This window comes from Pseudomonas sp. FG36 (assembly GCF_057809275.1).
This window is the reverse complement of the sequence record NZ_JBMDJQ010000053.1, coordinates 23,265-30,832: the sequence shown is the minus strand read 5'-3', so window position 1 is coordinate 30,832 and position 7,568 is coordinate 23,265. Positions and strand designations below refer to the sequence as shown.

General features: G+C 65.0%; 5 protein-coding genes and 1 pseudogene. 5 read left to right on the top strand and 1 reads right to left on the bottom strand.

The window, feature by feature from the left end:
• Nucleotides 1-37 precede the first annotated feature (37 nt).
• A pseudogene (locus ACODS9_RS25290) lies at nt 38-494 on the bottom strand (response regulator).
• Nucleotides 495-699: 205 nt separating this feature from the next.
• Here ACODS9_RS25290 and ACODS9_RS25285 point away from each other — a divergent pair.
• The 5 genes from ACODS9_RS25285 (at nt 700) to ACODS9_RS25265 (ending at nt 7,511) form a co-directional block, all read left to right on the top strand.
• Nucleotides 700-2,637, top strand: a complete 1,938-nt coding sequence (locus ACODS9_RS25285; protein WP_489095027.1) for a putative nucleotidyltransferase substrate binding domain-containing protein — start codon at nt 700-702, stop codon at nt 2,635-2,637.
• Nucleotides 2,634-3,344, top strand: a complete 711-nt coding sequence (locus ACODS9_RS25280; protein WP_489095026.1) for a 3'-5' exonuclease — start codon at nt 2,634-2,636, stop codon at nt 3,342-3,344. The genes ACODS9_RS25285 and ACODS9_RS25280 overlap by 4 nt, the downstream gene beginning before the upstream one ends.
• A 124-nt stretch (nt 3,345-3,468) precedes the next feature.
• Nucleotides 3,469-3,987: an RNA polymerase sigma factor gene (locus tag ACODS9_RS25275; protein ID WP_038707220.1), complete on the top strand. Its 519-nt coding sequence runs from the start codon at nt 3,469-3,471 to the stop codon at nt 3,985-3,987.
• Nucleotides 3,984-4,928 carry a FecR domain-containing protein gene (locus tag ACODS9_RS25270; protein ID WP_046857423.1) on the top strand — a complete coding sequence of 315 codons (945 nt, stop codon included), beginning with the start codon at nt 3,984-3,986 and terminating at the stop codon, nt 4,926-4,928. Before ACODS9_RS25275 ends, ACODS9_RS25270 begins: the two co-directional genes overlap by 4 nt.
• Nucleotides 4,929-5,075: 147 nt before the next feature.
• Nucleotides 5,076-7,511, top strand: coding sequence for a TonB-dependent siderophore receptor (locus tag ACODS9_RS25265; RefSeq protein ID WP_401107738.1), 2,436 nt, complete (start codon nt 5,076-5,078; stop codon nt 7,509-7,511).
• Nucleotides 7,512-7,568: the final 57 nt, after the last annotated feature.

Here is a 7,568-nt window from a genome sequence, read left to right as displayed (position 1 = left end):
CATCGGAGCATCGATGCGACTTGCCCCGCGATCGTTTTCAGCCCTGATCCATCCTCAGTTCGCGACGCACCAGCTCCAGCAATTTGCCCAGGTCCACCGGCTTGAGCAGAAAGTCCACCACCCCCAGGTGCATCACGTCCACCGCCTCCTTCACATCGGTGTCGCCCGACACCACGATGATCGACAGCGCCGCCCGCTCGGACTCGCGAACCTGGCGAATCAGCTCCAGGCCATCCTTGGGCTCCATGCGCAGATCGGTGATCATCAGCGCGATCCGCGGTTCGTAATGCAGCTTCAACATCGCTTCCTGCGCGCCGTCAGCCGTCATGCAGGCGATGCCTCGGCTCTTCAGGTACAGGCTCAGCGCCTCGCTGTTCACCGGGTTGTCGTCCACCACCAGCACTACGGGACGAGCCGCGACAGGCGCACTCACCCCGGCCAGTGCCTCGCGCTCGGCGTCACTCAGTATGTCGTCATGCTCGGCCATGGCCCATCTCGTCAAAAAAATCTCGTTCACAGCTTAGGACCGCGAAATTTACATCGCCCGGTTCGCCTTTCGTCGGGTCCTTGACAGCCTCGCTCTAGACTTACGTCCAATGGGCACCACAGTACGGCCAGCCGACCATGGGGGCCGAGAACAACAAAGCCGACCCCTATAGATAGATATATATAGTTCGGCGTAGCGATACGGTCAGCTTCATGAGCAAAAAGGACGCCTATACCCAGGCCGGCAGGACAGCGGTACTGCAAAACATCCAGGGCACCCTGCAGTTCCTGCAGCGTTTCCCGCCGTTCAACCAGATGGAACACAGCCACCTGGCCTACCTGGTGGAACAGTGCCAGCTGCGCTTCTACGCAGGCGGCGAAAGCATCATCACGCCGGCCGAGGGCCCGGTCGAGCACTTCTATATCGTCAAGCAGGGGCGCGTGGTCGGCGAACGTCACCATGTCACCAAGCCAGGCACCGAGACCACCTTCGAGATCACCAGCGGTGAATGCTTCCCGCTGGCGGCCTTGCTCGGCGAGCGGGCCACCCGCACCGAGCACCTGGCCGGCGAAGACACCTTCTGCCTGCAACTGGACAAGGCCGCGTTCATTCGTGTGTTTTCCATGTCCGAGGTGTTCCGCGACTTCGCCCTGCGCGGCGTCAGCAGCCTGCTCGACCAGGTCAACCAGCAAGTGCGCCAGCGCGCCGTGGAAACCCTGAGCACCCAGTACTCGCTGAACACGCCGTTGGGCGAGCTGGCGCTGCGCCACCCGGTGGTGTGCACGCCAGACACGCCACTGCGCGAAGCCGTGCGGCTGATGCACGAGCAACAGGTTGGCAGCATCGTGATCATCGATGAGCAGCGCCACCCCATCGGCATCTTCACCCTGCGCGACCTGCGCCAGGTGGTGGCCGACGCCAGCGCAGAACTGACCGCGCCCATCGAGCGCTACATGACCGCCAAACCGTTCTACCTGAGCCCCCAGGCCAGTGCGTTCGACGCCGCCATGGCGATGACCGAACGCCACATTGCCCATGTCTGCCTGGTGGACAACCAGCGCCTGTGCGGGGTGATTTCCGAGCGCGACCTGTTCTCCCTGCAACGCGTCGACCTGGTGCACCTGGCCCGCACCATCCGCCATGCACCGCGACTGGACAGCCTGGTGTCACTGCGCGGCGAAATCGGCCAGCTGGTCGAACGCATGCTCGCCCACGGCGCCTCCTCAACCCAGATCACCCAGATCATCACCTTGCTCAACGACCACACCGTGTGCCGGGTGATCGAACTGGCCATCGCCGAGCGCGGCGACCCGGGCGTGCCGTTCAGTTGGTTGTGCTTCGGCAGCGAGGGCCGCCGCGAGCAGACCCTGTACACCGACCAGGACAACGGCATTCTTTTCGAGGCCCGTGACGGCGCCGAAGCCGAGGCGATCCGCGCACGCTTGCTGCCGTTGGCCCAACAGATCAACCACAACCTGGCCCAGTGCGGCTTCACCCTGTGCAAGGGCAACGTGATGGCCGGCAACCCCGAGCTGTGCCTGTCGCGCGGCGAGTGGGCACGGCGCTTCGCCGGCTTCGTGCGCGAAGCCAGCCCCGAAAACCTGCTGGGCTCGAGCATCTACTTCGACCTGCGCGTGGTCTGGGGCAACGAGCAAGGCTGCGAGCAACTGCGCCAGGGCCTGCTGGAGCAGGTCGCGGACAACCGCATCTTCCAGCGCATGTTGGCCGACAATGCCCTGCGCCAGCGTCCGCCGGTCGGGCGCCTGCGCGAGTTCGTGCTGACCCGCCAGGGTGACGACAAGGCCGCCACCCTCGACCTCAAGGTGCAGGGCCTGACCCCGTTCGTCGATGGCGCTCGGCTGCTGGCCCTGGCCCATGGCATAACGGCCTGCAACACCCTCGAACGGCTGCGTCAGCTGATCGCCAAGGGCATCATCGACCCGCTCGACGGCGCCGCCTATGAAGAGGCCTACCACTTCATCCAGCAGACCCGCATGCAGCAGCACCAGCGCCAGAGCCGCGAGAACATGCCTTATTCCAACCGGCTGGACCCCGACAGCCTCAACCACCTGGACCGGCGCATCCTGCGCGAGTCCCTGCGCCAGGCCCAGCGCCTGCAGAGCAGCCTGGCCCTGCGGTACCAGTTGTGAACCTGTTCGCCTGGTTGCGCCCCACAGCCCCCGAACTCGATGCGGCGCTGCAGCGGCGCCTGGCCGTGCTGCCAGGCCCTGCGCCCCTGGGCGTGTGCTCCCTGCGCGAACAGCGCTGGGTGGTGCTGGACCTGGAGACCAGCGGCCTGAATCTCAATCGCGACCAGGTGCTGTCGATCGGCGCGGTGGCCATCGAGGACGGTGCCATCGACCTCGGTCGGCCGTTCGAGCGGACCCTGCGCCGCCCCGAACAGAAAACCAACGCCAGCGTGCTGATCCACGGCCTGGGCCCAAGCGCCCTGGCTGCCGGCTGCGAACCGGCCGAAGCCCTGCTCGACCTGATGACGTTCATCGGCGACAGTCCGGTATTGGCGTTCCATGCCCCTTTCGACCAGCGCATGCTGGCCCGGGCGTTGAAGGACAGCCTGGGCCTGCGCCTGCAGCATTTGTTCCTCGATGTGGCGGAGCTGGCGCCGATGCTCAACCCCGACACCGTGCTGCGCGAGGCCGGGCTGGACGACTGGATCGCCCGTTTCGGCCTCGAAGTCCAGGCCCGCCACCATGCCAGCGCCGATGCCCAGGTGACCGCGGAACTTGCGTTGATCCTGTTCAGCCAGGCGCGCCGCCAGCAACTGGACAGCCCGCTGCAGCTGGAGCAGCGGGTGCGCCAGTGGCGACGACGCAAGGCGCAGCACCACGGCCTCTGACTTTTATCGCGCTCCCCTGACATGCTGGCAATCCGATAAGCGTCAATTGCGCCCTCCCCCCTGCCTCTGCCACAATCGCGAATAATTATCGTTAGTTAACGCATTCTTTCTCGGGGAACGCTTCTTGACGTCTGCGCACAGTCCACATGCCGAACTGGTCGGCGCGCTGTACCGCGACCATCGCACCTGGCTGCTGGCCTGGCTGCAGCGCAGCACTGCCTGCCGCCAGCGTGCCGAGGACCTGAGCCAGGACACCTTCGTGCGCCTGCTCGGCCGCGAGCGCCTGGACGCCCCCCGCGAACCCCGCGCCTTTCTGGTCGCCGTGGCCAAGGGCCTGTTGTTCGACCACTTCCGCCGTGCCGCCCTCGAGCAGGCCTACCTCGCGGAACTGGCGCTGCTGCCCGAAGCCGAGCACCCGTCACCGGAACAGCAACACCTGATCCTCGAAGACCTCAAGGCCATCGACCGCTTGCTGGGCAAACTGTCGAGCAAGGCCCGGGCAGCCTTCCTGTACAACCGCCTGGACGGCCTGGGGCACGCCGAGATCGCCGAGCGCCTCGGGGTGTCGGTCTCGCGCGTGCGCCAGTACATCGCCCAAGGCCTGCGTCAGTGCTATGTCGCCCTTTACGGGGAGCCGACATGAAGCATGCCCCGGTTTCCAGCAAGGTGCTGGAAGCGGCCATCGCCTGGAAGTTGTGCCTCGACGAAGGTAGCGGTACCCCGGACGAACGCAGCGAGTTCACGCGCTGGCACGCCGCCCACGAGGAGCACGCCCGCGCCTGGCTGCAACTGGGCATGCTCGACCAGCGCGTCAACGCTGCCGCCGGGCCGGTACGCCACACCCTGCTGCAATCCCGGGCCGGGTTGCGCCAGCGCCTGGGCGGCCTGGCCGGCATGCTGCTACTTGGCGGCCTGCTGGCCTGGGCTGGCGCACCGTCACTGTCGCCCACCTACTGGCTGGCCGACCAACGCACCAGCACCGGCGAGTTGCGCACCCTGCGCCTGGAAGACGGCACCCTGCTCAGCCTCAACAGCCAGACCGCGGTGGACATCGACTTCCAGGGCGAACAACGGCTGATTGTCCTGCACCAGGGCGAGATCTCGGTGGAAACCGGCCACAAGGACAGCCGCCCATTGCTGGTGCGCACCGAGGAAGGTCGCCTGCGCCCGCTGGGTACCCGCTTCCTGGTCAAGCGCGAGGAGGCCGGCACACGCCTGGAGGTGCTGCAGGCATCGGTAGCCGCCAAACCCCAGCACAGCGGCGACGAGCAGGTGCTGCGCGAAGGCCAGCAAGTGCTGATGAGCGCCGACGGCCTGGGCAGTGTCAGCCCCGTGGCGGTCGGCAGCGACGCCTGGACCCGCGGCATGCTGGTGGTGGACAACGTGCGCCTGGCCGACCTGGTGGCCACCCTCGGCCAGTACCGCAGCGGCCACCTGGGCGTCAGCGACGCAGTGGCCGAGCTACGCGTGAGCGGCAGTTTCCCGCTGACCGACACCGACCTGGCCCTGGCCTCGCTGCAACCGGTGCTGCCGGTGAAGATCGAACGGCATACGCCGTGGTGGGTCACCGTTACCGCCAAATAGCCCCAGCCAGACCACCCTTTGGGAGCCGGCTTACCGCCTCCCAAAGGGTTTTGCAAATCAGTCGTATTTTTTTCACACCCCCCTGTCACTTTCCCACTCTCGCTCGGCAAGGAAGCAGTCAGCACTATTTCGTCGAGGAGCCGCTGAATGTCCCGTGCCGTTGATGCTTTGCTTCGCCCCAGCCTGATGGCCCTGGCCATCGGCCTGGCCACCCCGTTGGCCAGCACCGCCCTGTTCGCCGCCGAACAGTCCGCCATGCGTGCCTACAACCTGCCCAGCGCACCGCTGGCCAGCACCCTGAACCAGATCGCCAGCCAGGCCGGTATCGCCCTGGCGCTGGATCCGGCGCTGGTCAGTGGGCGCAATTCGGCGCCGGTAAGCGGTCAGTTCGACGCCGTCGGCGCTCTGCAAGCCGCGCTACGTGGTACGGGCTTGCAACTGCAGCAGAGCAGCGCCGGCAGCTATAGCCTGGTAACGGCAAGCGAGGGCACGCTGGCACTGCCGGAGACAAACATCGACGCCAACAGCAGCTTTGAAAGCGCCTGGGGCGCGGTAGAGGGCTACACCGCGACCCGCACTGCGGCGGGCACTAAGACAGATACTGCCATCGCGGAGTTGCCACGCTCAGTTAGCGTGATCACTCGCCAGCAGATGGAAGACCGCCCGGTCCTCAACCTGAATGACGCCTTGCGCTACACCGCAGGCGTGCAGAGCAGCGGATACGGCGCAGACTCGCGCAATGACTGGCTGCTGGTGCGTGGCTTCGTGCCCACCCAGTTCCTCGACGGCCTGCCACTGCCTCAGGGCAACTACGCCACCCCCAAGATCGAGACCTGGAACCTGGAGCGTATTGCCGTACTGCGCGGCCCTGCTTCGTCCGTCTATGGCCAGACCCCGCCTGGTGGCCTGCTGGACATGACCAGCCGTCGGCCCCAGCTGGAAAGCAGCCATGAAGTGGAAGCCCAGGTGGGTAGCAACAACCATAAGCAGATCAACTTCGACAGCACCGGCAAGGTCGACGATGCCGGCCAGTTTCTTTACCGCGTCAGCGGCACCGTGCGCGACAGCGGCGCACCAGTCGATCATATTCCGGACAAACGCTACAACATCGCTCCCAGCCTGACCTGGAACATCAACGACGATACCAAGCTGACCTTCCTCAGCCAGTATACCCGCGACGATACCGGCATCACCGGCCAGTTCCTGCCGTTGCAGGGCACCAAGCTGGCCAGCCCGGCAGGCAAGATTTCCCACCACAAGAACCTGGGCGATCCCGACTGGGAATCCTACGACCGTACCTACTACCACCTGGGCTATGCGTTCGAGACCCGGCTGAACGACATGTGGCAGTTCCGCCAGAACCTGCGCTACGTGCGCAACGAACTGGACTTCAAAGGGATCACCGCTGGCGGTTCGATCTGGCCCAAAGGCCCGGATGAAGCCGTCAGCCCCGATGGCACCGTGCAACGCACCGCCGGTATTGTCGAGGAGGACATCAGCCAGTTCGCCGTGGACAACAACTTCCAGGCCGATTTCCAGACCGGCGTGGTCAGCCACACCCTGCTGCTTGGGCTCGATCACCAGCGTTCCAGCAGCAATGCCCGCTGGCGCTGGGGCTCGGCCGGCGTGCCGCCGAGCAACATCCACAACCCGGTGTACGGCCAGGACTTCTCGAACGTCCAGTACTTCGACATGTACGACTACACCCAGAAAACGCAGCAGACCGGCCTCTACCTTCAAGACCAGATGGCCCTGGACAACTGGCGCCTGACACTGGGTGGCCGCGAAGACTGGGTGCACACCGGTACCACGTTCCACAACATGGGCGATGCCACCAATACCCAGCGTGACAAGAAGTTCAGCGGCAATGCGGCGCTGAGCTACGTCTTCGACAACGGCATCATCCCCTATATCTCCTATGCCGAGTCCTTTGAACCTGCGTCAGGCTCCTCGGTCAACAGCACCGATGCCTTCAAGCCCACCGAAGGCAAACAGTATGAGCTAGGTATCAAGTACCAGCCGCCAGGCAGCAAGAGCCTGTTCACCGCTGCGGTATTCGACCTGACCCAGGAGAATATGTCGGTCACCGAGGCCAACGTCACCCGCCAGGTGGGTGAAGTCCGGGTCAAGGGCCTGGAGCTGGAGGCCACGTCCGATGTAACCGAAAACCTCAAGTTGGTGGGCTCCTACACCTACAACGACAGCGAGATCGTCAAGGGCACCACTGAGGAGAAAGGCAAGCGCATGGCCCAGGTGCCACGCAACCAGGCTACCGCGTGGGCCGACTACACCTGGCACAGCGGCCCGCTGGACGGCTTCGGCGTCGGGGTGGGTGTGCGCTATGTAGGTGACACCTATGGCAACACCACCAACACCGACTGGGGCCACGTCGGCTCGTATACCGTGTACGACGCCTCGGTGCACTACGACCTGGGCCGCCTGAACGGTACCTTCAAGGGCGTGACGGTTGCCGTGGATGCCAAGAACCTGTTCAACAAGGACTACCTGTCGACCTGCGATGGCTACTACTGCTACTACGGCGACGAGCGCAACGTAATGGCCAGCGTCAACTACAAGTTCTGAGTGGCCATCGCGGGTCAAGCCTACTCCTGCAGATCGTGGGAGCGGGCTGGCCCCGCG

Excerpts from the sequence above, each read along its gene's own strand:
- ACODS9_RS25285 (WP_489095027.1), top strand. The coding sequence starts at position 700 with ATGAGCAAAAAGGACGCCTATACCCAGGCCGGCAGGACAGCGGTACTG.
- ACODS9_RS25270 (WP_046857423.1), top strand. The coding sequence starts at position 3,984 with ATGAAGCATGCCCCGGTTTCCAGCAAGGTGCTGGAAGCGGCCATCGCC.
- ACODS9_RS25265 (WP_401107738.1), top strand. The coding sequence starts at position 5,076 with ATGTCCCGTGCCGTTGATGCTTTGCTTCGCCCCAGCCTGATGGCCCTG.